Source organism: Pseudomonas sp. CAN1 (genome assembly GCF_030462585.1).
In the GTDB taxonomy this organism is placed as follows: Bacteria; Pseudomonadota; Gammaproteobacteria; order Pseudomonadales; family Pseudomonadaceae; genus Pseudomonas.
Genome location: NZ_JASMRU010000005.1, coordinates 212,475 through 234,106, shown reverse-complemented (window position 1 = coordinate 234,106; position 21,632 = coordinate 212,475). Strand labels below are relative to the sequence as shown.

Annotated in this window: 18 protein-coding genes; 9 read left to right on the top strand and 9 right to left on the bottom strand. The window is 66.3% G+C overall.

Annotation, left to right across the window (positions count from 1 at the left end; translation table 11 throughout):
• Position 1 precedes the first annotated feature (1 nt).
• The 3 genes from QO207_RS09920 (at position 2) to QO207_RS09910 (ending at position 2,011) form a co-directional block, all read left to right on the top strand.
• On the top strand, positions 2 to 517 hold the full coding sequence (locus tag QO207_RS09920; protein WP_301532271.1) for a chemotaxis protein CheW: 516 nt from the start codon (positions 2 to 4) through the stop codon (positions 515 to 517).
• A 7-nt stretch (positions 518 to 524) separates the two neighbouring features.
• Complete coding sequence (locus tag QO207_RS09915) at positions 525 to 1,325, top strand: AraC family transcriptional regulator (protein WP_301532270.1); 801 nt, start codon at positions 525 to 527, stop codon at positions 1,323 to 1,325.
• 74 nt (positions 1,326 to 1,399) lie between these two features.
• Positions 1,400 to 2,011 carry a LysE family transporter gene (locus tag QO207_RS09910; RefSeq protein WP_301532269.1) on the top strand — a complete coding sequence of 204 codons (612 nt, stop codon included), beginning with the start codon at positions 1,400 to 1,402 and terminating at the stop codon, positions 2,009 to 2,011.
• Positions 2,012 to 2,134: 123 nt separating this feature from the next.
• Here the strand turns inward: QO207_RS09910 and QO207_RS09905 are convergent, their stop codons facing one another.
• Positions 2,135 to 2,854: a 16S rRNA (uracil(1498)-N(3))-methyltransferase gene (locus tag QO207_RS09905; protein WP_301532268.1), complete on the bottom strand. Its 720-nt coding sequence runs from the start codon at positions 2,852 to 2,854 to the stop codon at positions 2,135 to 2,137.
• 85 nt (positions 2,855 to 2,939) lie between these two features.
• The gene (locus QO207_RS09900) at positions 2,940 to 4,343 is read right to left on the bottom strand and encodes an adenosylmethionine--8-amino-7-oxononanoate transaminase (RefSeq protein WP_301532267.1); all 1,404 of its coding nucleotides are present in this window, start codon (positions 4,341 to 4,343) and stop codon (positions 2,940 to 2,942) included.
• Between the two features lie 192 nt (positions 4,344 to 4,535).
• On the opposite strand from QO207_RS09900, the gene QO207_RS09895 reads away from it, so the two are divergent.
• The 3 genes from QO207_RS09895 (at position 4,536) to QO207_RS09885 (ending at position 7,358) form a co-directional block, all read left to right on the top strand.
• The gene (locus QO207_RS09895; protein WP_301532266.1) at positions 4,536 to 6,023 is read left to right on the top strand and encodes a flavin monoamine oxidase family protein; all 1,488 of its coding nucleotides are present in this window, start codon (positions 4,536 to 4,538) and stop codon (positions 6,021 to 6,023) included.
• A 176-nt stretch (positions 6,024 to 6,199) separates the two neighbouring features.
• Entirely contained in the window at positions 6,200 to 6,754 is a 555-nt protein-coding gene (locus QO207_RS09890; RefSeq protein WP_301532265.1) for a cytochrome b, read from the top strand.
• A gap of 28 nt (positions 6,755 to 6,782) precedes the next feature.
• Positions 6,783 to 7,358, top strand: a complete 576-nt coding sequence (locus tag QO207_RS09885; protein ID WP_301532264.1) for a YceI family protein — start codon at positions 6,783 to 6,785, stop codon at positions 7,356 to 7,358.
• 51 nt (positions 7,359 to 7,409) lie between these two features.
• On the opposite strand, the gene QO207_RS09880 is transcribed toward QO207_RS09885, so the two are convergent.
• Positions 7,410 to 7,844, bottom strand: a complete 435-nt coding sequence (locus QO207_RS09880; RefSeq protein ID WP_301532359.1) for a MarR family winged helix-turn-helix transcriptional regulator — start codon at positions 7,842 to 7,844, stop codon at positions 7,410 to 7,412.
• A gap of 270 nt (positions 7,845 to 8,114) precedes the next feature.
• Between QO207_RS09880 and mexA the strand changes: the two genes are divergently transcribed.
• From mexA to QO207_RS09865, 3 genes are read left to right on the top strand one after another with little or no spacing between them, the layout of a single operon-like run.
• Positions 8,115 to 9,272 (top strand): multidrug efflux RND transporter periplasmic adaptor subunit MexA, encoded by a 1,158-nt coding sequence (mexA, locus tag QO207_RS09875; RefSeq protein WP_301532263.1) that lies wholly within the window; start codon positions 8,115 to 8,117, stop codon positions 9,270 to 9,272.
• Positions 9,273 to 9,287: 15 nt separating this feature from the next.
• On the top strand, positions 9,288 to 12,431 hold the full coding sequence (locus QO207_RS09870; RefSeq protein WP_301532262.1) for an efflux RND transporter permease subunit: 3,144 nt from the start codon (positions 9,288 to 9,290) through the stop codon (positions 12,429 to 12,431).
• 1 nt (position 12,432) lies between these two features.
• On the top strand, positions 12,433 to 13,881 hold the full coding sequence (locus QO207_RS09865; protein ID WP_301532261.1) for an AdeC/AdeK/OprM family multidrug efflux complex outer membrane factor: 1,449 nt from the start codon (positions 12,433 to 12,435) through the stop codon (positions 13,879 to 13,881).
• 306 nt (positions 13,882 to 14,187) lie between these two features.
• Here the strand turns inward: QO207_RS09865 and QO207_RS09860 are convergent, their stop codons facing one another.
• The 6 genes from QO207_RS09860 to tatB form a co-directional block, all read right to left on the bottom strand.
• Complete coding sequence (locus tag QO207_RS09860) at positions 14,188 to 14,616, bottom strand: UPF0158 family protein (RefSeq protein WP_301532260.1); 429 nt, start codon at positions 14,614 to 14,616, stop codon at positions 14,188 to 14,190.
• Between the two features lie 100 nt (positions 14,617 to 14,716).
• A complete protein-coding gene (locus tag QO207_RS09855; RefSeq protein WP_301532259.1) occupies positions 14,717 to 16,663 on the bottom strand; it encodes a methyl-accepting chemotaxis protein in 1,947 nt (648 codons plus the stop codon).
• A gap of 834 nt (positions 16,664 to 17,497) precedes the next feature.
• On the bottom strand, positions 17,498 to 19,411 hold the full coding sequence (locus QO207_RS09850; protein ID WP_301532258.1) for a methyl-accepting chemotaxis protein: 1,914 nt from the start codon (positions 19,409 to 19,411) through the stop codon (positions 17,498 to 17,500).
• A 185-nt stretch (positions 19,412 to 19,596) separates the two neighbouring features.
• Positions 19,597 to 20,304, bottom strand: coding sequence for a 16S rRNA (uracil(1498)-N(3))-methyltransferase (locus tag QO207_RS09845; protein ID WP_301532257.1), 708 nt, complete (start codon positions 20,302 to 20,304; stop codon positions 19,597 to 19,599).
• Positions 20,301 to 21,098 (bottom strand): twin-arginine translocase subunit TatC, encoded by a 798-nt coding sequence (gene tatC / locus QO207_RS09840; protein ID WP_301532256.1) that lies wholly within the window; start codon positions 21,096 to 21,098, stop codon positions 20,301 to 20,303. Before tatC ends, QO207_RS09845 begins: the two co-directional genes overlap by 4 nt.
• Positions 21,095 to 21,631, bottom strand: coding sequence for a Sec-independent protein translocase protein TatB (tatB, locus tag QO207_RS09835; protein WP_301532255.1), 537 nt, complete (start codon positions 21,629 to 21,631; stop codon positions 21,095 to 21,097). Before tatB ends, tatC begins: the two co-directional genes overlap by 4 nt.
• Between the last annotated feature and the right edge of the window lies 1 nt (position 21,632).

The window sequence follows — 21,632 nt, the reverse complement described above, 5'->3', positions numbered from 1 at the left end:
GATGAGTGATCTCCCCGTCGCCAATGCCGGCGTTGCCAATAGCGCGGTTGCCCATGCTGCCGCGGCCAACGCCGCTCCCAGCAGCCTGACCGCGCTGCTGGTGCCGCTGGCCGACCGCAACCTGCTGCTGCCCAACGTGGCGGTGGCCGAGCTGATCACCTACCGCGCGCCGCACCCGGTGGACGGCCTGCCGTCCTGGTACCTGGGCCAGGTGGCCTGGCGCGACCTGCGCCTGCCGCTGCTGTCCTTCGAGGCGGCCTCCGACGGCCAGGCGGAAGTCAGCCCCGGCGCACGGGTGATCGTGGTCAACGCCCTGGGCGGGCGTCCCAACGTGAAGTTCTTCGCCCTGCTGGTGCAGGGCATCCCGCGTTCGGTGAAGGTCGGCAGCGACCTCAAGCGCGCCGACGTGCCGCTGGCGCCGCTGGAACTGGACGCGGTGGACCTGGGCGACGCCCAGGCGCGCATCCCCGACCTGGCCGCGCTGGAGCAGAAGCTGGCCGATTCCGGCCTGATCTGAGCCCGCCATGAGTGCCGGCCTGCGCCTCGCCCAGCTGGGGGACCAACCTGGCTTCGAGGTCGCCAGCGCCACCCTCGGCGGCCACCGCTTCGAGCGCCACAGCCATGACGAATTCGTCATCAGCGCCAACCTGCGCGGTGAGGAAAGCGTCTGGCTGGATGGCCACCGCTTCGACGCCGGCCCCGGTGCCTTCACCGCCTACAACCCCGGTCAGATCCAGGGTGGCGGCGTTGCCGAAGGCCAACCCTGGCAGTTCGTCAGCCTCTACCTCGCCCCGGATCAACTGGCCGCGATGCTCGGCCTGCAACGCCTGGAATTCGAACGCCCCACTGAGCGCCTGCCCTTGCTGGCTGCCGCGATGGCCGACGCGGTCGAACGCGTGTTGGGCGAAGACTCCTTCGTTCGCCAGCGCGGCGAGGAGCGCCTGACGCTGCTGCTGGCCGAGATAGCTCGGGCCCTGGGCGTGCGCCTGCCGCAGGACGGTTTGCAGGGCGGTGGGCGGATTGCCGATCTGCAGGACTGGCTGGCCGCTGACCTCGCGCGCCAGCCCAGCCTCGACGAGATGGCGGCCTATCTCGGCCTGTCGCGCTTCCACCTGCTGCGCAGTTTCCAGAGGCAGGTCGGCCTGAGCCCTCGGCAGTGGGCCATGCAACTGCGCACCCGCCGCGCCCAGGCGCTGCTGCGCGCAGGCCTGCCGGCTACCGAGGTGGCGCATGAACTCGGTTTCGCCGACCAGAGCCACCTGAACCGGCACTTCCGCGCCGCCTACGGCGTGTCGCCGGGCAGCTTCCAGCGCGCCCTGCGCTGAGCAATCCGGTTCAAGTCCGGCCGCCGCTGCCCAGGCACAATTGCGCCATCGCCCATCTGTTCGAGAGCTGATCCATGACCCTGTTCTTCGCCGCGCTGCTGTTCGGCATAGTCTTCTGCCTGTCCCCCGGCGCGGTCCTCGCCGAAACCCTGCGCCGCGGCCTGAAAGGCGGCTTCCGCCCGGCGCTGCTGGTGCAGTTCGGTTCGCTGATCGGGGATGCGGTATGGGCGCTGATCGGCCTCACCGGGCTGGCGCTGCTGCTGGGCCACGAAACCCTGCGCCTGCCGCTGACCCTGGCCAGCGCGGCCTACCTGGCCTGGCTCGGCGTGCAGAGCCTGCGCGATGCACGCGATGTCAGCGCGGTGGACGAAGGTGACAGCGGCGAACACCACGCCGGGGCCTTCGCTTCCGGCGCCATGCTGTCGCTGTCGAACCCGAAGAACATCGTCTACTGGGGCGCGCTGGGCGGCGCCATGGCCGGCCTGGTGAACGGTGTGCCGTCGCTGGCAGATTCGCTGGTGTTCTTCGCCGGCTTCATGACCGCCTCGGTGCTCTGCTGCTTCCTCTGCGCCGCCCTGGTGGACTGGCTGCGGCGCAATGCTTCGCCGCGCTGGCATCGGGTCAGCCATGCGTTGTGCGGGGTGGTGTTGCTGGTGCTGGCGGGGTTGGCGTTGCGGGGTATCTGAGTTGGCTGGATAGACTGGCGCTGGGCTGTTCGCGAGCAAGCTCGCTCCTACAGGTAGCCGGCTAGCTCGGTTGGCTTTTCGTAGGAGCGAGCTTGCTCGCGAACCCGCCCCACGCCGAAGCCTCTAGAAATCACCCCAAAGCTGCTGCGCCACACTCAGCGCCACAACGGGAGCGGTCTCGGTGCGCAACACACGCGGGCCGAGGCGTGCGGCGTGGAACCCGGCGCCCTTGGCTTGCTCTACTTCTGCATCGCTCAAGCCACCCTCCGGGCCGATCAGGAAGGCCAGGCTGGATGGTTTGTCATGGCTGGTCAGCGGCTCGGCCACCGGGTGCAGCACCAGCTTGAGCTGCGCTTCGCAGCTTTCCAGCCATTCCGCGAGGGTGACCGGGGCGTTTAGCACCGGCAGCACCGAGCGGCCGCATTGTTCACAGGCGCTGATCGCCACCTGGCGCCAGTGAGCCATGCGCTTGTCGGCGCGTTCGTCCTTCAGGCGGACTTCGCAGCGTTCGCTGACGATCGGGGTGATCTCGCTGGCGCCCAGTTCGGTGGCCTTCTGGATCGCCCAGTCCATGCGCTCGCCGCGGGAAAGGCCCTGGCCCAGGTGCACGCGCAGCGGCGATTCGGCTTGGCCGTCGAAGGCTTCGCGCAGCTCCACGCGGACGTTTTTCTTGCCCACTTCGATCAGTTCGCCCAGGTACTCGCGGCCCGAGCCGTCGAACAGCTGCACGGCGTCGCCGGCCGAGTGCCGCAGCACGCGGCCGATGTAATGGGCCTGGGCTTCGGGCAGCTCGTGCTGGCCGAGGGAGAGCGGGGCGTCGATGAAGAAGCGGGAGAGGCGCATTTTTTTGGCTACAGGCGGCAGGCTGAAGGCTACAGGCGGACTAGTGTATCGCCTGCCGCCTTCAGCCTGAAGCCTGCCGCCGCTGTCAGCCCGGATCGCGATGCTCGGGGAAGCGCTCGCTGACCGCCACGCTGACGCTGTCGCGGGTGGCGATGTCGATGCCTTCGCTGGCGACCTCGGCGAGGAAGTCGATCTGCTCCGGGGTGATGATGTACGGCGGCAGGAAGTACACCACGCTGCCCAGCGGGCGCAGCAGCGCGCCGCGCTCCAGGCCGTGCTGGAAGACCTTCAGGCCGCGGCGTTCCTGCCAGGGGTAGGCGGCTTTCGTGGCCTTGTCCTGGACCATCTCGATGGCGAGGATCATGCCGGTCTGGCGGATTTCCGAGACGTGCGGGTGGTCGGCCAGGTGCGCGGTGGCGCTGGCCATGCGTGCCGCCAGGGCCTTGTTGGCTTCGATGACGTTGTCCTGCTCGAAGATGTCCAGGGTTGCCAGGGCGGCGGCGCAGGCCAGTGGGTTGCCGGTGTAGGTGTGCGAATGGAGGAAGGCGCGCAGGGTGGCGTAGTCGTCGTAGAAGGCCTGGTAGACCTTGTCGGTGGTGAGCACCGCGCTCATCGCCAGGTAGCCGCCGGTCAGCGCCTTGGACAGCACCAGGAAATCCGGGGTGATGCCGGCCTGTTCGCAGGCGAACATGGTGCCGGTGCGGCCGAAGCCCACGGCGATCTCGTCGTGGATCAGGTGTACGCCGTAGCGGTCGCAGGCTTCGCGCAGCAGCTTGAGGTAGACCGGGTGGTACATGCGCATGCCGCCGGCGCCCTGCACCAGCGGCTCGACGATCACCGCCGCGACTTCCTTGTGGTGCTGTTCCAGCGCCTGCTCCATGGCCGCGAACATCGTCCGTGAGTGTTCTTCCCAGCTCACGCCTTCGGGGCGCAGGTAGCAGTCGGGAGTCGGCACCTTGATGGTGTCCATCAGCAGCGACTTGTAGGTCTCGGTGAACAGCGCCACGTCGCCCACCGACATCGCCGCCACGGTTTCGCCGTGGTAGCTGTTGGTCAGGGTGATGAAGCGCTTCTTCTCCGGCTGGCCGAGGTTGTGCCAGTAGTGGTAGCTCATCTTCAGCGCCACTTCGATGCCGGCCGAGCCGCTGTCGGCATAGAAAACCCGCGAGAAACCGGCCGGCGCCAGGCGCAGCAGGCGCTCGGACAGCTCGATCACCGGCTGGTGGCTGAAGCCGGCGAGGATCACGTGCTCCAGCTGGTCCACCTGGTCCTTGATGCGCTGGTTGATGCGCGGATTGGCGTGGCCGAAGACGTTGACCCACCAGGAGCTGACGGCGTCCAGGTAGCGCTTGCCTTCGAAGTCCTCCAGCCAGATGCCCTCGCCGCGACGGATCGGGATTACCGGCAGGCGTTCGTGGTCTTTCATCTGGGTGCAGGGGTGCCACAGCACCTGGAGATCACGCTGCATCCACTCGGCATTCAGGCCCATGGGCTGCTCCTTCTATCTGGCGGGGGTTCTGGGGGCGACTGGCGCGGGTTGCGCAAGCCTATGCAATGCACCTGAGATGAACAAGGACACGTCCTACGACACATGTCGTAGGTTGCCGACCAACACGGCTATTCGGCTTTCAGGCGCTCACGTATGCTTCGCGCCTTTGCACCAATTCGGGGAAGTCTGGCGATGAAAATGGGATGGCTGCGCGCTGCCGCGCTGCTTGCTCTGGGGGTGTTCAGCGTAGTGGCGCTGGGCAAGGACAAACAGCCGACCGCCATCGTGGTCGGTGGCGGACTCGCCGGCCTCTCCGCGGCCTACGAGCTGCAGCAGGCGGGCTGGCAGGTCACCCTGCTGGAAGCCAAGCCGCAGGTGGGCGGCCGTTCGGGCCTGGCCACCAGCGAGTGGATCGGCAACAAGAAAGTCCAGCCGACCCTCAACGGCTACCTGGATACCCTGAAGGTGAATTCGGTGCCGGCACCGGAATTCGTCCGCACCCCGAGCTACCTGATCGACGGCCTCTACTACACCAGCGCCGACCTGAAGACCAAGATGCCCGCGGTCGCCGCTGACCTGGAGCGCTTCGAGAAGTCGCTGAACGAGCTGTCCGCTTCCATCGACGACCCGCTGAACCCGCTGGCGAACAAGACCCTGTTCGCCCTCGACCAGCTCACCGCCGCGCGCTGGCTGGACAAGCTGAACCTGTCGCCGACCGCGCGCCTGCTGGTCAACCAGCGCATCCGCTCGCACTACGACGAGCCGTCGCGCCTGTCGCTGCTCTACCTCGCCCAGCAGGGCCGTGTGTACCGTGGCGTCGACGACCGTGACCTGCGCGCCGCGCGCCTGCCCGGTGGCAGCCAGGTTCTGGCCCAGGCCTTCGTCAAGCAGATCAAGACCATCAAGACCAACGCCAAGGTCACTGCGATCAACCAGGACAAGGACGGCGTGACCGTCAAGGTCGGCGCTACCGGCTACACCGCCGACTATCTGGTGCTGGCCGTGCCGCTGCGCGCGCTGGGCAGCATCACCCTGACCCCGAGCCTGAACGAGAAGCAGCAGGCTGCGCTCAAGGGCACCAACTACGGCTGGCGCGACCAGATCCTGATGAAGTTCAAGCGTCCGGTGTGGGACGACAAGTCGCGCCTCTCCGGCGAGATCTACAGCGATCAGGGCCTGGGCATGATCTGGGTCGAGCCCGCGACCAAGGGCGGCGTCAACGTGCTGATCAACCTGTCCGGCGACAACGCCCGCGTGATGCAGGCCTTCGGTGACCGCCAGCTCTCGGAGCAGGTGCTGATCCGCATGAACAAGTACTACCCGAAGATGCGCGGCGCCTACGACGGCTATGAAATGCGTCGCTACAGCACCGACGTCGGTACCGGCGGTTCCTACCTGGCCTACGGCCCGGGGCAGATCAGCCGCTTCTGGCGCGTCTGGGAGACCCCGGTGTCCCGCGTGGCCTTCGCCGGCGAGCACACCGATGCGCTCTATCCGGGCACCATCGAAGGCGCCCTGCGCAGCGGCAAGCGCGCCGCCAGCCAGGTCCGCGACCTGTACGCCGGCAAGACGCCGGTGCTCGAAGGCAAGGCCATGGTCGCCGAGAGCAAGCCGGCCGCCAGCGACAAGGCGGATGAGAAGGGCGAGAAGAAGGGCATCATGTCCTGGCTGCCGTTCTGACCTGAGCGATATCAACGACAATGCCGGCGAAAGCCGGCATTGTCGTTTCTGGCTCTGGAACGGGCGTTTCAGGTCGAAACCTATCTTGTCAGTCGATGTTTCAAAGCAGGTTTTTCTGCTTTTATTCGATGGATTAATCGCTAGTCTTTAATTCCCGTTTTCAAGGATGTCGATCGATGCAATGGCGTAATTCCCCCGCTCGCTACGGACTGGTCAGCCTGTTCATGCACTGGGGCAGTGCGCTGGTGATCTTCGGCCTGTTCGGCCTGGGTCTGTGGATGCGCGAGCTGGACTACTACGACACCTGGTACCACCGCGCCCCGGAAATCCACAAGAGCATCGGCATCCTCCTGGCCATCGCGCTGATCGTGCGCGTGCTTTGGCGCTTCATCAGCCCGGCGCCGCCGACTCCGGCCAACCACGGCAACCTCACTCGCCTGGCTACCAAACTCGGCCACCTGGCGCTGTATGGCCTGCTGTTCGCGGTGATCATCGCCGGCTACCTGATCTCCACCGCTGAAGGCAAACCCATCAGCGTGTTCGGCTGGTTCAACGTGCCCGCCACCCTGAGCGGCATCACCGACCAGGCCGACATCGCCGGCGTGATCCACCTGTACCTGGCCTGGACCCTGGTGGTGCTGGCCGTGCTGCACGCCCTGGCGGCGCTCAAACACCATTTCCTCGACCGTGACGAGACCCTGGTCCGCATGCTCGGTCGTGCCGCGAAATAACACCTCACCCCAAAGGGAGATTGCTTCAATGCTGAAGAAGACGTTCGCCGCTCTGACGCTGGGTACCGCCCTGTTCTCTGCTGGCCAGGCCATGGCCGCCGACTACAAGATCGACAAGGAAGGCCAGCACGCCTTCATCGAATTCCGCATCAAGCACCTGGGCTACAGCTGGCTGTACGGCCGCTTCGACGACTTCGACGGTGCCTTCACCTTCGACGAAAAGAATCCGTCCGCCGACAAGGTCAAGGTGACCATCAACACCAACAGCGTGAACTCCAACCACGCCGAGCGTGACAAGCACCTGCGCAGCGCGGACTTCCTCAACGTCTCGAAGAACCCGACCGCGACCTTTGAGTCCACCGCTGTGAAAGCCGACGGCAAGAATGCCGAAATCACCGGCAACCTGACCCTCAATGGCGTGACCAAGCCGGTCACCCTCAAGGCTGAACTGGTCGGCCAGGGCGATGACCCGTGGGGCGGCTACCGTGCCGGCTTCCTCGGCACCACCACCCTCAAGCTGAAGGACTTCAACATCCAGCGCGACCTCGGCCCGGCTTCCCAGGAAGTCGAGCTGACCCTGTCGGTCGAAGGGGTGCGTCAGTAAGACGCAGGAATGCGAAAACGCCGGCGAATGCCGGCGTTTTCGTTTGTGCGGTCAGTCTTCGTGGCCCTGTAGGCACTGCCGCAGGAGGCGGGTGAGAGTACGCTGCTCGCCGTCGTCCAGGGGTGCGAAAAGACTGTCATGGGTTCGTGCGAGTATGGCCTGGGTACGCTCGTCGATGCGCTTGCCGGCGTCGGTGAGGAACAGCTGGAAGCTGCGTTGATCGATCGGATTGCGCTCGCGGCGGACCAGGCCCAGAGTCTCCATCTCGCGAATCTTGCGGGTCACCAGCGCCTTGTCGCGGCACATCCGCCGACCGAGGCTCTGCAAGCTCTGCCCTGCATCGGCGCCGATCAGTTCGAGCAGGCGGATGTCGGGTGGCGTGAGGTCAATGCCCTCGGCGCACAGTTCGTCCTGAAGGGTCTCGCGCAGGTGCTCGAGGACCTTCATCAGGGCTTGTGGCAGGTCGGGATTCACGCTGTGGGTCATCGGCTCGGTCACGGTAAACCTTGTGTAAATCAGGTTGATCGGATCAACCATTTTTTCGTATTTTAGTTGATGTTATCAACTTTGTTCGTCCATGCGACTGCCTTGCGGGAAACCTACTGCGATATCGGCCTCTGGCTAAAACGTTTCAGTAGTTTTCCCTCAGGGCTTTCGGACGTTTACAAACACAGCTGAATGTAAGTATTTTTGCCAGCTTTTCCGGACCGGCAAGCCCACAGCCAAACCGGATGCTTTGCTCACGAGGACAACGATATGCAACGAAAGCCAGCCATGCGCGCCCTGGTCCCGGCCCTGCTCGTCGCCATGGCCACTCTTGCCGGCTGCGACAAAGCCCAGGCCCCGCAGGAGAAGCAGATCCCTGAAGTCGGTGTGGTGACCCTGCAGCCGCAGGAGGTGACCCTGAGCACCGAACTGCCCGGCCGCACCACTGCGTATCGCATCGCCGAAGTTCGCCCGCAGGTGAACGGCATCATCCTCAAGCGCCTGTTCAAGGAAGGCAGCGACGTCAAGGAAGGCCAGCAGCTGTACCAGATCGACCCGGCCACCTACGACGCCACCCTGCAGAGTGCCCAGGCCAACCTGGTGTCCACCCAGCAGCAGGCCGAGCGCTACAAGGAGCTGGTGAAGGACGAGGCGGTGAGCAAGCAGCAGTATGCCGACGCCCAGGCCGCCTACCTGCAGGCCAAGGCCACGGCCGACAGCGCCAAGATCAACGTGCGCTACACCAAGGTCTACTCGCCGATTTCCGGCCGCATCGGCCGCTCCAGCGTGACCGAAGGCGCCCTGGTGCAGAACGGCCAGACCACTGCCATGGCCACCGTGCAGCAGCTGGACCCGATCTACGTCGACGTCACCCAGTCCTCCACCGCGCTGATCCGCCTGCGTCGCGAGCTGGCTGCCGGCCAGCTGGAGAAGGCCGGCGACAACGCCGCCAAGGTCAAGCTGTACCTGGAAGACGGTTCCGAATACCCCATCGAGGGCAAGCTGGAGTTCTCCGAGGTCTCGGTCGACCAGGGCACCGGCTCGGTGACCGTGCGCGCCATCTTCCCCAACCCGAACAAGGAGCTGCTGCCGGGCATGTTCGTCCATGCGCAGCTGGAAGAGGGCATCAAGAAGCAGGCCATCCTCGCGCCGCAACAGGGCGTCACCCGTGACTTCCGTGGCATGGCCACGGCGCTGGTGCTCAACGCCGAGGACAAGGTCGAGCTGCGCACCATCAAGACCGAGCGCACCGTTGGCGCCTACTGGCTGGTCAGCGATGGCCTGAAGCCCGGCGAGCGCCTGATCACCGAAGGCCTGCAGTACGTCCAGCCGGGCGCCCAGGCCAAGGCCGTACCCGCGAAGAACGTGGCACCCACCGCCGGTGCCGCCGACAAGCCCGCCGCCGCTCAACCGGCCAAGCAGGGTTAATCAAGGGGATTCGTAATGTCGAAGTTTTTCATTGACCGGCCCATCTTCGCCTGGGTAATCGCCCTGGTGATCATGCTGGCGGGCGGTCTGTCGATCCTCAAGTTGCCGGTGAACCAGTACCCGGCCATTGCGCCGCCGGCCATCGCCATCCAGGTGAGCTACCCGGGCGCCTCCGCCGAAACGGTGCAGGACACCGTGGTCCAGGTGATCGAGCAGCAGATGAACGGTCTCGACCATCTGCGCTACATCTCCTCGGAGTCCAACTCCGACGGCAGCATGACCATCACCGTGACCTTCGACCAGGGCGCTAGCCCTGACATCGCCCAGGTCCAGGTGCAGAACAAGCTGCAGCTGGCCACCCCGCTCCTGCCGCAGGAAGTGCAGCAGCAGGGCATCCGCGTGACCAAGGCGGTGAAGAACTTCCTGATGGTGGTCGGCGTCGTCTCCACCGACGGCAGCATGACCAAGGAAGACCTGTCGAACTACATCGTCTCCAACATCCAGGACCCGCTGTCGCGGACCACGGGCGTGGGCGACTTCCAGGTGTTTGGTTCGCAGTACGCCATGCGCATCTGGCTCGACCCGGCCAAGCTCAACAGCTACCAGATGTCCCCGGGCGACGTGAAAACGGCGATCCAGGCGCAGAACGTGCAGATCTCCTCCGGCCAGCTGGGCGGCCTGCCCGCGGTCAAGGGGCAGCAGCTCAACGCCACGATCATCGGCAAGACCCGCCTGCAGAGCGCCGAGCAGTTCAAGGAAATCCTCCTCAAGGTCAACGCCGACGGCTCCCAGGTTCGCCTGAAGGATGTCGCCGACGTCGCCCTGGGCGGCCAGGACTACAGCATCAACGCCCAGTTCAACGGCAAGCCGGCCTCGGGCATCGCGATCAAGCTGGCCACCGGCGCCAACGCGCTGGATACCGCCAAGTCGATCCGCGCCACCCTGGCCACGCTGGAGCCGTTCTTCCCGCAGGGCATGAAGATCGTCTACCCGTACGACACCACCCCGGTGGTCTCCGCCTCCATCCATGAGGTGGTGAAGACCCTGGGCGAAGCGATCCTGCTGGTGTTCCTGGTGATGTACCTGTTCCTGCAGAACTTCCGCGCCACGCTGATCCCGACGATCGCCGTGCCGGTGGTGCTGCTGGGCACCTTCGGCGTGCTCGCCGCCTTCGGCTTCTCGATCAACACCCTGACCATGTTCGGCATGGTGCTGGCGATCGGGCTATTGGTGGACGATGCCATCGTCGTGGTGGAAAACGTCGAGCGGGTGATGGCCGAGGAAGGCCTGTCGCCCAGGGAAGCCGCCCGCAAGTCCATGGGCCAGATCCAGGGCGCGCTGGTGGGTATCGCCATGGTGCTCTCGGCGGTATTCCTGCCGATGGCCTTCTTCGGCGGCTCCACCGGGGTGATCTATCGCCAGTTCTCCATCACCATCGTCTCGGCCATGGCCCTGTCGGTGCTGGTGGCCCTGGTACTGACCCCGGCGCTCTGCGCCACCATGCTCAAGCCCATCCAGAAGGGCGACCACGGCGAACACAAGCGCGGCTTCTTCGGCTGGTTCAACCGGGTGTTCCTCTCCACCACCCATGGCTACGAGCGCGGCGTCACCTCGATCCTCAAGCACCGCATGCCGTACCTGCTGATGTACGTGCTGATCCTCGGTGGTATGGTCTATCTGTTCACCCGCATCCCCACCGCGTTCCTCCCCGACGAGGACCAGGGCGTGCTGTTCGCCCAGGTGCAGACCCCGGCCGGTTCTTCCGCCGAGCGCACCCAGGTGGTGGTGGACTCCATGCGCGAGTACCTGCTGGAGAAGGAAAGCAGCTCGGTGGCCTCGGTGTTCACCGTGACCGGCTTCAACTTCGCCGGCCGCGGCCAGAGCTCGGGCATGGCGTTCATCATGCTCAAGCCCTGGGAAGAGCGTCCGGGCGCGGAGAACAGCGTGTTCGCGCTGGCCCAGCGCGCGCAGATGCATTTCTTCAGCTTCAAGGACGCGATGGTGTTCGCCTTCGCCCCGCCGGCGGTACTCGAACTGGGTAACGCCGTGGGCTTCGACATCTTCCTCCAGGACCAGGCTGGCGTCGGCCATGAAGTGCTGATGCAGGCGCGCAACCAGTTCCTTGGTCTGGCTGCGCAGAACCCGATGCTGCAGCGCGTGCGTCCCAACGGCCTGAACGACGAACCGCAGTACAAGCTGCTGATCGACGACGAGAAGGCCAGCGCGCTGGGCGTTTCGCTGGCGGACATCAACACCACCGTGTCGATCGCCTGGGGTTCGAACTACGTCAACGACTTCATCGACCGTGGTCGGGTGAAGAAGGTCTACCTGCAAGGCCGGCCAAACGCGCGGATGAGCCCGGAAGACCTGGACAAGTGGTACGTGCGCAACAGCGCCGGCGAGATGGTGCCGTTCAGCGCCTTCGCCACCGGCGAGTGGAGCTACGGCTCGCCCAAGCTTGCGCGCTACAACGGCGTGCCGGCCATGGAAGTGCTCGGTGAGCCGGCCCCGGGCCGCTCCACCGGTGAGGCCATGGCGGCGGTCGAGGACATCGTCAAGCAACTGCCCAAGGGCGTCGGCTACTCCTGGACCGGTCTGTCCTACGAGGAACGCCTGTCCGGCTCGCAGGCTCCTGCGCTCTATGCGCTGTCGCTGATCGTGGTATTCCTCTGCCTGGCGGCGCTGTACGAGAGCTGGTCGATTCCGTTCTCGGTGATGCTGGTGGTGCCGCTGGGCGTCATCGGTGCGCTGCTGGCGACGTCCATGCGCGGGCTGTCCAACGACGTGTTCTTCCAGGTGGGTCTGTTGACGACCATCGGCCTGTCGGCGAAGAACGCCATCCTCATCGTGGAATTCGCCAAGGAGCTGCACGAGCGAGAGGGCAAGCCCATCGTCGAGGCGGCCATCGAGGCCTGCCGGATGCGTCTGCGCCCGATCGTCATGACCTCCCTGGCGTTCATCCTCGGCGTGGTACCGCTGGCGATCTCCACCGGCGCCGGCTCCGGCAGCCAGCATGCGATCGGTACCGGCGTGATCGGCGGCATGGTCACCGCGACCGTCCTGGCGATCTTCTGGGTACCGCTGTTCTATGTGGTGGTCAGTACCCTGTTCAAGGACAAGCTGTCCAAGGAACAGGAAGCCACCGAGAAGGGGCATTGATATGAGAAAGTCCTTTTTGTCCCTGGCCGTTGCAGCAGTCGTGCTTTCCGGCTGCTCGCTGATCCCCGACTACGAGCGCCCCGAGGCGCCCGTGGCCGCGGCCTATCCCCAGGGCGATGCCTACGATGCGGCGCAACCGGCCAATGCCGGCGTCGACATCGGCTGGCGCGAGTTCTTCAAGGACCCGCAACTGCAGCGACTGATCGAAACGTCGCTGGCAAACAACCGCGACCTGCGCGTCGCCGCACTGAACATCGAAGCCTACCGGGCGCAGTACCGCATCCAGCGGGCCGACCTGTTCCCGGCGGTGGATGCCAGCTTCGACGGCTCGCGCCAGCGTATTCCGGCGGACCTGTCGCAGACCGGCAGCTCGATGATCAGCAGCCAGTACGGCGCCACCCTGGGCGTGACCTCCTGGGAGTTGGACCTGTTCGGCCGCCTGCGCGCCCTGCGTGACCAGGCGCTGGAGCAGTACTTCGCCACCGAGGAAGCGCAACGCAGCACCCAGACCAGCCTGGTGGCCAACGTCGCCAACGCCTACCTGACCCTGCGCGCTGATCAGGCGCAACTGGAGCTGACCCGCAATACCCTGGGCACCTACCAGAAGAGCTACGACCTGACCAAGCGCAGCTACGAGGTCGGCGTCGCTTCGGCCCTGGACCTGCGCCAGTCGCAGACCCAGGTGGAAAGCGCACGGGCGACCCTGGCGCAGTACACCCGTCTCGTTGCGCAGGACCAGAACGCCCTGGTGCTGCTGCTCGGCTCCGGCCTGCCGGGCGACCTGCCCCAGGGCCGCCAGCTGTCCGACGAGCTGCTGGCCACGGTGCCGGCGGGCCTGCCCTCCGAACTGCTGCAGCGCCGCCCGGACATCCTCCAGGCGGAGCACCAGCTCAAGGCGGCCAACGCCAACATCGGCGCGGCGCGTGCGGCGTTCTTCCCGAACGTCAGCCTGACCGCCAATGCCGGCACCATCAGCCCGGACCTCGGCGGCCTGTTCGACGGCGGCTCCGGCACCTGGCTGTTCAAGCCCTCGATCAGCCTGCCGATCTTCAACGCCGGCAGCCTGCGCGCGAGCCTGGACCTGGCCAAGGTGCAGAAGGACATCAACGTGGCGCAGTACGAGAAAGCCATCCAGACGGCCTTCTCCGAGGTCGCCGACGGCCTCGCCGCCCGTGGCACCTTCAACGAGCAGCTGCAGGCGCAGCGCTCGCTGGTGGATGCCAGCAGCGAGTACTACCGCCTGGCCGACAAGCGCTACCGCACCGGTGTGGACAACTACCTCACCGTGCTCGACGCGCAGCGCTCGCTGTTCAGTGCCCAGCAGCAGCTGATCACCGACCGTCTCAACCAGCTGACCAGCGAGGTCAACCTGTACAAGGCCCTCGGCGGCGGCTGGCAGGCCACGGCGGCGCAAGCCAAGCCGATCTCCAGCGAGGCGCCGAAAGGCTGAGCCTCACCGGCTGGAAACGAAAACGCCGCCCCTTGGGGCGGCGTTTTTGTTGGTGCGCCCTGGGAAGGGCCGGTGCACGCGGGTGGCCAATCGCGGACGGAGTCCGCTCCTACAGTGCAGGTGAGCACGGCACTCCGTGCAGCCCCGTGTTGGCGGCGGATAACGCCTGGGGCGTTATGCGCCCTACGGGTTGCCCGGTGTTCGGGGCGGTTCGCGAGCAAGAACTAGGCGTTCCCCTCGGTCCTACAAGTGCCGGCTAGCTCGGTGTGCTCTTCGTAGGAGCGAGCTTGCTCGCGAACCTGCGGACTACAGCATCGCACTGCGCCCCGCCGGCTGGATCTGGTTGTCCGCCAGCCAGTCCAGCGCGCATTCGCGCAGGCGTTCGCCCTGGTAGACGTACCAGGCCTGGAGCAATTCGGGATAGCCCATCAGCACGTGGCGGAAGGCCTTGAACGGCTTGCGCCCCTCGATGGCATTGGCCAGGGCGGAATAGGCGTGGGGCTCGGGGACTTCGCGGAGGAAGTCGCGCATCAGCTCCAGCGACTGGCCGCTGCTCAGCGGTTCGATGGGCAGCAGGCGCTCCGGCTCGCGGTGCAGCAGCTCGGCCAGCTCCGGGTCGGGGTCTTCTTCGGGGATCAGCAGCACCTGGCCGCTGAACAGGTCGAGGTAGTGATCGATACCCTGGGTATCAAGCGCGAAGGCCAGTTCGTCGAGGTCGATGGTCAGCGGGCGCATGGTCACTCTCCCTAGATGGCGAGTGACCGATGCTACGCCATGCGCATGACAGCTGTCCTGCCAATGTCGGCCGATGCGGGCGCACCGACCGAGGCGCGCGTCACAGGCGGAAGCGCCCGACCTGCAGCTGCAGTTCGTTGCCCAGGCGCGCCAGCTCGGTGCTGGAGCTGGCGGTCTGCTCGCTGGCCGCGGCGGACTGGTCGGCGATCTCGCGCACCTGCACCACGCTGCGGTTGATCTCCTCGGCGACGCTGCTCTGCTGCTCGGCAGCAGAGGCAATCTGCAGGTTCATGCCCTGGATATCGGCGACGGTGCGGGCGATATCGCCCAGCGCCTCGCCGGCGCGGCGGGTCAGTTCCACCGAGCTGCCGGTCAGGCGGCGGCTGTCTTCCATGCGTGTCACCGCTTCCTGGGCGCCGCGCTGGAGGGCGGCGATCAGGGTTTCGATTTCCTCGGTGGACGACTGGGTACGCTGCGCCAGGCCACGGACTTCGTCAGCGACCACGGCGAAGCCACGCCCGGCATCGCCGGCACGGGCCGCCTCGATGGCGGCGTTGAGCGCCAGCAGGTTGGTCTGCTCGGCCACCGACTTGATCACCACGAGCACGCTGCCGATCTTCTCGCTTTCCTTGCGCAGCGATTCCATGGCCTCGGCGGAGCGATCCACCTCACTGGCCAGGCGGTCGATCTGGTTCACCGCGTCCCGGACCACCTTGTCGCCCTCGCGGGCCTGCTGGTCGGCCTGCTGGGCAGCGGTGGAGGCCTGCTCGGCGTTGCGCGCGACTTCCTGCACGGTGGCGGCCATTTCGTGGATGGCGCTGGCGACCTGCTCAGTCTCCACCCGCTGGGCGTTGACCCCGGCGCGGGTCTGCTCGGTAACGGCGGAGAGTTCGTCAGCAGCGGTGGCCAGCTGGCTGACACTGCCACCGATATGCCCGAGCAGCTGCGACAGGCTCTCGCGCATGCGCAGCATCACCCGCTGCAGCTGGCCCAGCTCATCGCTGCGCTGCACGTTGAGATCGCGCGCCAGGCCCTGGGACAGGTCGCCCCCGGCGATGCGCTCGGCCAGTTCCAGCGCCTCATGCAGCGGGCGGACGATCTGCCGGTTGATCGCCCAGCCCGACAGCAGACCGAAGGCCAGGGCCAGCACGGCGATGAGAATCTGCCGGGACTTGGCGGCGGCGGTCTCGGCATCGTTGCGCGCCAGGGTGTCGTCGTACAGGTGGTCGCTCGCCGACAGCAGCGCCTCGCTGGCGCTGCTCAGGCTGGTGCGTGCCTGCTGCGTGGCACTGACGCCGTCGCGGAAGTGCTCGATGCCGGCACGGTAGTTCTGCAGGTCCTTCAGCGCGCTGCCCAGGCCGTCGGCGGCGAGGGTCGGCAACTGGCTTTGCAGGGCGCTGCCACTATCGCGCAGCTTGTCGAAGGCGGCGAAGGCGGCCTGTTCGGCGCTGGCGGATTGTTCGAAGACGTAGCCGCGTACCTGGTAGCGCACCACCAGCAGTTGCTGGTGCAGCTGTCCGACGGCTTGGGCGCCATGCAGCAACTGGGCATCGCCGGGCTGTTCGGCGAGCAGGTCGAAGAGTTGCTTGTCCAGCGCCTCGAAGGCTTGCAGGGCGCTCTGCGCGCTGCCTACCAGAGTGCTGCGGGCCTGGGTGCGCTGGTCCACTGCGCGGGTCAGGGCGGCGAAGGCTTCGCGGTACTGGCTGACGGCCTGGCGCGCCGCGTTCAGCTGGTTGGCATCGATGTCGCTGCCTTTCAGGCGTTGCTCGATCAGTTCCAGCATCTTCGTGCTGTGCTGCTCGACGCGCTCGGCCTGGCTGCGGTCGCCGCCCAGCTCGAACTGCAGGCGAGCCAGGTTGGCCTGCTGGCTGAGGTCGTTGAGCTCGGTGATGGTCGCCATCTGCGCGCCGCGCTCGGCCTGGTTGTCCAGGCTGTGCAGGCCGCCGAGCAGCACCAGCAGGGTGAGGAAGAGGAGGATGCCGAAACCCACCACCAGCTTCAGGCTGACGTTCAGGCGTCCCAGCTGTACTACTAGCCAATCGTACATGTCGAATACTCCAGGCAGGCGTCGCCACGGGATCGACGGCCCGTGGCTGGCAACAACGAAAAGGCAAAGGCGAGGCGGAATTGTCGGGACGCATCTTCGTGCGTCAGAGGCTATCGGCGGTGCGCCGGGAAACTGAAGGCGGGAATTTGTCGCGGGGTTTCTGGCGCGGTGCACGGCGAAACCTGTAGGAGCACACCCTGTGCGTGATCACGGGCAGGCCTCACTCCTACCGGGAGATTTCGGCGCGTGGGCCCGCCCTCACCCTAGCCCTCTCCCAGGGGGAGAGGGGACCGTTCGGTGCAGGATGACACCGAGGTATCAGCCGGCAGGGACTGCTCCCTCTCCCAGAGGGAGAGGGGACCGTTCGGTGCAGGATGGCACCGAGGTATCAGCCGGCAGGGACTGCTCCCTCTCCCAGAGGGAGAGGGGACCGTTCGGTGCAGGATGGCACCGAGGTATCAGCCGGCAGGGACTGCCCCCTCTCCCTGAGGGAGAGGGCTGGGGTGAGGGGGAAGCCCAAGTACCGATGTCCGGGTAGGGGGGGCAAAAAGACCCGAGTCATGCGGACTTTCTCTTGGCGGGTAGGGGTGGATGCCGTACAGCTCTTGTAGGAGCGAGCTTGCTCGCGAACCAACTCCGCAGCGGGGCTTGTTCGCGAGCAAGCTCGCTCCTACGAAAAGCGAAAAGCGAAAAGCGAAAAGCGAAAAGCGAAAAGCGAAAAGCGAAAAGCGAAAAGCGAAAAGCGAAAAGCGAAAAGCGAAAAGCCGCCGGGTGATGTTCGGGGGCGAATGAAAAAGGCCCGCATTGCGCGGGCCTTCTTCAGGGCAGGGCAAGTCAGACGCGGAAGCGGCTCACCAGCATCTGCAGCTCGTTGCCCAGACGTGCCAGCTCGATGCTGGAGGCGGCGGTTTCCTCGCTGGCGGCGGCGGTCTGCTCGGAGATGTCGCGCACGTTCATCACGCTGCGGTTGATCTCCTCGGCCACTGCGCTCTGCTGCTCGGAAGCGGCGGCGATCTGCTGGTTCATCGCCTGGATGGTCGACACGGTACGGGTGATGGCGCCCAGGCGCTCGCCGGCGCGGCGGGTCAGGTCGACGGTGCTGACGGTCAGGTCGCGGCTGGTCTCCATCATCTGCACGGCCTGCTGGGTGCCGCTCTGCAGGCCGGCGATCAGCTCTTCGATCTCCTCGGTGGAGGACTGGGTGCGCTGCGCCAGGCCACGTACCTCGTCGGCCACCACGGCGAAACCACGACCGGCGTCGCCGGCGCGGGCGGCTTCGATGGCGGCGTTGAGCGCCAGCAGGTTGGTCTGCTCGGCCACCGCCTTGATCACATCCAGCACGCTGCCGATCTTCTCGCTTTCACGCTTGAGCTTGAGCACCGACTCGTTGGTCCGGCCGACTTCGCCAGCCAGGCGGTCCATCTGCGTCACCGCTTCGGTTACCGCGCCTTCGCCGTCGCGGGCCTGGCGGTCGGCGGCGGAGGCGGCCTCGGAGGCTTCCTCGGCGTTGCGCGCGACTTCCTGCACGGTGGCAGCCATCTCGTTCATGGCGGTGGCGACCTGGTCGGTCTCGACTTTCTGATTGTTCACCCCGGCACTGGTCTGCTCGGTGACCGCGGACAGCTCCTCGGCGGCACTGGCGATCTGCGTCACGCCGTCGTGGATGCGACTGATCAGCTCGCGCAGGGACAGGTTCATGCGCTGCATGCTCTTCTGCAGCTGGCCCAGCTCGTCGTTGCGGGTGGTGGGAATATCGCGGGACAGGTCGCCGTCGGCGATGCGCTCGGCATGGCCCAGCACGTCACGCAGCGGATTGACGATCTGCGCGGTGATGATCCAGGCGGCGATGCTGCCCAGCACCAGGGCGATCAGCGCGGCGAGGCCGAGCAGGGTCTTGGCCTGGGCCACACCGGCGTCGCGCTTGGCGGTCTGGGTGGCGGTCAGCTCGTTGCTCAGCTTCTCGATCTGCTGGCCGCCGTCGCGCATGCGGTCGCGGGCCGCCTGGCTGTCGTTGACCTCGTTGCGGTAGTTGGTCAGCGCGTTGCGGTAGGTTTCCAGCGCATCGAGGGTGGCGCGGAATTCGCCGCTCAGCTCGGCCGGCGAGGTGCTCATGTCGCTCTTCACGCCGTCGATCAGTTGCTGCAGGGCGGCGAAGGCCGGCTGTTCCAGGTTCTGCGCATCGGTGCTGGTGTAGGCCATCACCTGCAGGCGTGCCTGCATGACCTCACGGCCGATGCCGGAAAGGTCCTGCAGGTGCTGCAGGCTCTCGGCGCTGCCGCCGCTGACCAGCTTCTGCTCGGCCTTCTGCAGGCCCTCGCTGACGGCGCCCGCGGCCTTGATCAGCACCTGCTTGGCGGCGTCGCGCTCTTCGAAGGACTTCAGCAGCTGGTCGTAGAGGCGGCGGTACTCCACCGACAGCTCGTGCTGCTGGTCGATGACGCGGCGGTCTTCTTCCTCGGTGAAGTGCTGTTTCAGCGCCTGATGGCGCTGGTCCAGGCGGTCCAGGGTCTGGGTGACCAGCCGCGCGTCTTCCGGGGCGCGGGTGGACTGGAATTTCAGGCGGGCGATGCGCAGGTCCTTGGCGATCGCGATCAGCTCGGAGATCTCGCCGAGCTTGTCGCCGCGGCTGATCACGTTGCCCAGGTTGATCCAGCCGGTGAGGGCGATCAGCAGGGTGAGCAGCAGCACCAGGCCGAAGCCGGATGCCAGTTTGAGTTTGACACTGAGGTTGCTGAACCAGCGAAACATGAAGGCGGCGCTCCAGGGTTGTACGGGGCCGGTACGCATGGCTGAGCAGGAAATGCGCAGAGTGGGGACGACCGGTAGCGCAGATATCGGCGCCGCTGCCTGGAACTAGAGTGATGGCACTTTGGTTTTTTGACCGGCGGTTCACGCTGGAGGCCGCGTGGTCACTGGGCTGTAGCGATTCGAAGTTAGAACAGGCGTGCCAGGAGAGCGGTCACGGCGGTCTCGACACGGAGGATGCGTTCGCCCAGTTGCACGGGGTTCAGCCCGGCTTCGCGCAGCTTGTCGACTTCGTAGGGAATCCAGCCACCTTCCGGGCCGATGGCCAGGGTCACCGGCTCGCTCAGCGCCCGCGGGCATTCCGGCCAGGGGCCGGGGTGGCCGATCAGGCCGAGGCTGCCGGCGGCCAGCGCCGGCAGGCGGTCTTCGACAAAGGGCTTGAATCGCTTCTCGATGATCACCTCGGGCAGCACGGTATCGCGCGCCTGTTCCAGGCCGAGGATCAGTTGCTCGCGCACGGCCTCGGGGTCGAGGAAGGGGGTCTGCCAGAAGCTCTTTTCCACCCGGTAGCTGTTGAGCAGCACCAGGCGTGGCACGCCCATGGCGGCAACGGTCTGCAGCACGCGGCGGAGCATCTTCGGGCGGGGCAGGGCGAGCAGCAGGGTGAGCGGCAGCTTGGCTGGCGGGGCCTGGTCGAAGCTGACCTGCAACTCGGCCTCGTTGGCTTCCAGGCGCAGCAGGCGGCCTTCGCCCATCAGCCCGCCGAGGCGACCGACGCGCATCCGGTCGCCGCTTTCGGCGCGGTGGACTTCCTGCATGTGGACGAGGCGGCGGTCGCGCAGGATCACGCGGTCCGCCGCCACGAAGTCGGCGTCATCGAGCAGCAGCAGGTTCACGAACGGGTGGCCGGCGGCTGGTCGCCCTTCGATTCTTCTTCTTCGTCTTCCGGGCCGCGCTTGCGGATCAGGTGGCTGAACAGTACGCCAGCCTCGAACAGCAACCACATCGGTACCGCCAGCAGGGTCTGCGACAGCGGGTCCGGCGGGGTGAGGACCATGCCGACGACGAAGCAGCCGATGATCACGTAGGGGCGGATCTTCTTCAGATACGCCACGTTGACCACCCCGATCCACACCAGCAGCACGGTGGCCACGGGAATCTCGAAGGCCACGCCGAAGGCGAACAGCAGGGTGAGGAAGTCCAGGTAGCTGTTGATGTCGGTCATCGGCGTCACCCCTTCCGGGGCCGAGCCGAGGAAGAAGTGGAACATCAACGGGAACACCAGGAAGTAGGCGAAGGCCATGCCGGCGTAGAACAGCACGATACTGGAGGCCAGCAGCGGCAGGGCGACGCGCTTCTCGTGCTTGTACAGGCCCGGTGCGATGAAGCCCCAGACCTGGGCCAGGATCACCGGCATGGCGAACAGCACGGCGACGATCATGGTGAGCTTCAGCGGCGCGAGGAAGGCCGACGCCGGGTCGATGGCGATCATCGTCGCGCCTTCGGGCAGGAAGCGCCGCAGCGGCTCGGAAGCCAGCGCGTAGATCTTCTGCGAGAAGTACAGCAGGCCGATGAAGATCACGAAGATCGACACCACGCAGCGCAGCAGGCGCGTGCGCAGTTCGGTCAGGTGCGAGACCAGGGGCATTTCCTGGTCATGTTCGGGCTGGTCGGGTTTTTCGGCGCTCATGGGTTACGCGGCGTCTCGGACGAAGCGGACGGCGGGCTCGGCTGCTCCGCCAGGCCCGCTTGCGGGGCCTGGGGCGCGGCGCTGGGCTCGGCCGGTGCGGCGGGTGCCGCTTGCGGTGCAGGCGCGATGCCTGCGCCCGGCAGGCTGTTCAGGCGGCTGTTGGGCGCGATGGTATTGGGCGCAATGCTCGGCGCCGCAGGCGCCTCGCCGGTCGCGGCCTGGCCTTCGGGCTGGGCCGACGGCTGCTGCGGGTTGAACGCTTCCCGGGCCTGATCCTGCAGGTCGGTCAGCGGCGCCATCAGCTTCTTGGCTTCCTGTTCCATCTGCAGGATGTGCTCGTTGTGCAACTGGCGGCGGATTTCGTCCGCACCCAGCTCACGCTCCACTTCCGTCTTGATGGCGTTGAAGCTGCGCTTGAGCCGGCCGATCCACAGGCCGGCGGTGCGCGCGGCACCGGGCAGGCGATCGGGGCCGAGCACCAGCAGGGCGACGAGGCCCACCAGCAGCAGTTCGCTGAAGCTGATACCGAACATG

Bases quoted from the DNA above. Each gene is read 5' to 3' on its own strand.
- QO207_RS09920 (WP_301532271.1), top strand. From the start codon at position 2: ATGAGTGATCTCCCCGTCGCCAATGCCGGCGTTGCCAATAGCGCGGTT.
- QO207_RS09915 (WP_301532270.1), top strand. From the start codon at position 525: ATGAGTGCCGGCCTGCGCCTCGCCCAGCTGGGGGACCAACCTGGCTTC.
- QO207_RS09910 (WP_301532269.1), top strand. From the start codon at position 1,400: ATGACCCTGTTCTTCGCCGCGCTGCTGTTCGGCATAGTCTTCTGCCTG.
- QO207_RS09905 (WP_301532268.1), bottom strand. From the start codon at position 2,854: ATGCGCCTCTCCCGCTTCTTCATCGACGCCCCGCTCTCCCTCGGCCAG.
- QO207_RS09900 (WP_301532267.1), bottom strand. From the start codon at position 4,343: ATGGGCCTGAATGCCGAGTGGATGCAGCGTGATCTCCAGGTGCTGTGG.
- QO207_RS09895 (WP_301532266.1), top strand. From the start codon at position 4,536: ATGAAAATGGGATGGCTGCGCGCTGCCGCGCTGCTTGCTCTGGGGGTG.
- QO207_RS09890 (WP_301532265.1), top strand. From the start codon at position 6,200: ATGCAATGGCGTAATTCCCCCGCTCGCTACGGACTGGTCAGCCTGTTC.
- QO207_RS09885 (WP_301532264.1), top strand. From the start codon at position 6,783: ATGCTGAAGAAGACGTTCGCCGCTCTGACGCTGGGTACCGCCCTGTTC.
- QO207_RS09880 (WP_301532359.1), bottom strand. From the start codon at position 7,844: ATGACCCACAGCGTGAATCCCGACCTGCCACAAGCCCTGATGAAGGTC.
- mexA (WP_301532263.1), top strand. From the start codon at position 8,115: ATGCAACGAAAGCCAGCCATGCGCGCCCTGGTCCCGGCCCTGCTCGTC.
- QO207_RS09870 (WP_301532262.1), top strand. From the start codon at position 9,288: ATGTCGAAGTTTTTCATTGACCGGCCCATCTTCGCCTGGGTAATCGCC.
- QO207_RS09865 (WP_301532261.1), top strand. From the start codon at position 12,433: ATGAGAAAGTCCTTTTTGTCCCTGGCCGTTGCAGCAGTCGTGCTTTCC.
- QO207_RS09860 (WP_301532260.1), bottom strand. From the start codon at position 14,616: ATGCGCCCGCTGACCATCGACCTCGACGAACTGGCCTTCGCGCTTGAT.
- QO207_RS09855 (WP_301532259.1), bottom strand. From the start codon at position 16,663: ATGTACGATTGGCTAGTAGTACAGCTGGGACGCCTGAACGTCAGCCTG.
- QO207_RS09850 (WP_301532258.1), bottom strand. From the start codon at position 19,411: ATGTTTCGCTGGTTCAGCAACCTCAGTGTCAAACTCAAACTGGCATCC.
- tatC (WP_301532256.1), bottom strand. From the start codon at position 21,098: ATGAGCGCCGAAAAACCCGACCAGCCCGAACATGACCAGGAAATGCCC.
- tatB (WP_301532255.1), bottom strand. From the start codon at position 21,631: ATGTTCGGTATCAGCTTCAGCGAACTGCTGCTGGTGGGCCTCGTCGCC.